Raw genomic sequence first — 1497 nt, 5'->3', positions numbered from 1 at the left:
AAGCCTCTCAGCGCCGATGGTACTGCAAGGGGGACCTTGTGGGAGAGTAGGACGCCGCCGGACTCAACGTTCAGCAACACCAGGAAACCCCTGACCGTGACCGGTCAGGGGTTTCCTGCGTTCCCGGGGTCATTCCGCGTCCAGGGGCCTCCTGCGGCTCGGGAGACACTGCGCGCCTAGGCACGTTCGGGCGGCACAGAGAGCCGGCCTGCACGGCCACCCGCACGACGGTGGCGCCCTCCGGACGGTTCCGCGATGATCACTGAGTGGCTGGACGCATCGGTGACCTCTTCCGCGACGAGCCGGACCAGTGGGGTCTCCGTGGCGATCCGTGGCTGTGGCGAGCGTTGGGCGAACGGTTCGTGGACGAACCAATTCCGAATGCCCAGGGCGAGCTCGAGGCGCTGTTGCGGAGGGCCATCGCCGCGGAGGTCGGGCACTCGGTGTCGGAGCGCGCCGGGCTCGGGGTGTACGTCGAGCGGTTCGCGCACGGTGGGATGTCGTCCGGGTACGTGTCGTTGACGTGGTGGTCGACGACGGGCATCCCGATGCTGCTGCGTCGAGCTGCCCTCTCAGGGGCGGTCTTCCTGATCCGGAGGACATCCGAGCTGGACTGGCCGTCGGTCCGGGAGATCAGGCTCGAGAACGCGGAGGAGAACCCGGTGTCCTACGGGGCAGATCTCCGGACGACGATGGCCATGACCGAGGCCGACTGGCGGATCCGGGCGCGACGCGGCAGTAGCAGCGACACCACCAGCGTGGTGGCCGTCACCGACGACGGTCGTTGGCTCGGGATCATGGGAGCGCAGTTGCGCGCCGATGGCGTTCCGGAAGCGCTGCTCACGGGAGTCTTCGTGCGTGCGGTCGTCCGAGGTCGGACGCACGGTGTCGCAGATGCACTCCTGGCGGAGGTCCTCGCGTGGGCTGCACTCCATGCTCGGTCGATCCGCCTCTGGGTGGATCGCGCACCGGCCGGCGCCCCCGCGCGACGCTTCTACGCGCGTCACGGCTTCCAGCCGACGGGACGGCGGCGCCCGGCAGCAGGGTTCCCGGACGCGGAGCTCGAGGAGATGGTGGCCACGCTCGGGCGTCCCACCCGGCACTGAGCGCGATCCATTGCGCTCGCCCGGCGGCACGGATTAGTGCCGGCCTCGAGTCCGCCTACGGCGACACGCCCGGGATGCGGCCCCACTTGGCAGTGCGTTCACCTCCGCGTAAGGTTGTACCTCGTTGCCGCTGAGGCGGAGAACGGAACGGCCGAGACGGTCACCGGGTCGACGGCCTGGAGATGCAGTCCGGACGGGGTCCCGCACGGCAACCGCCCACCACCATGACGAGCTGAACGGTTCGGCGTGTGGTGTCGAGAATCCATGCCCCTCTGGCGGAGCTCCTTCTGGGAGTCGAGTGGGGGGTGCGTCTGGTCCTTGAGAACTCAACAGCGTGCACATTGTCAATGCCAATTATTTTGACCCCGTGCCTGGTCGGTTTGCTGACCGG

1 protein-coding gene and 1 rRNA gene are annotated in these 1497 nt (G+C 68.5%); both read left to right on the top strand.

Features of this window, described 5'->3' with window-relative positions; genetic code table 11:
• Nucleotides 1-63, top strand: a 5S ribosomal RNA gene (gene rrf / locus QUG98_RS16615); the annotation flags it as partial.
• Between the two features lie 203 nt (nt 64-266).
• Complete coding sequence (locus QUG98_RS16545) at nt 267-1106, top strand: GNAT family N-acetyltransferase (RefSeq protein WP_289471585.1); 840 nt, start codon at nt 267-269, stop codon at nt 1104-1106.
• The last annotated feature ends 391 nt before the right edge of the window (nt 1107-1497 follow it).

The sequence above is a fragment of the Curtobacterium subtropicum genome (genome assembly GCF_030362975.1).
Lineage (GTDB): Bacteria > Actinomycetota > Actinomycetes > Actinomycetales > Microbacteriaceae > Curtobacterium > Curtobacterium subtropicum.
The sequence above is the reverse complement of the archived record's forward strand: the minus strand, read 5'-3'. Positions and strand labels throughout refer to the sequence as shown.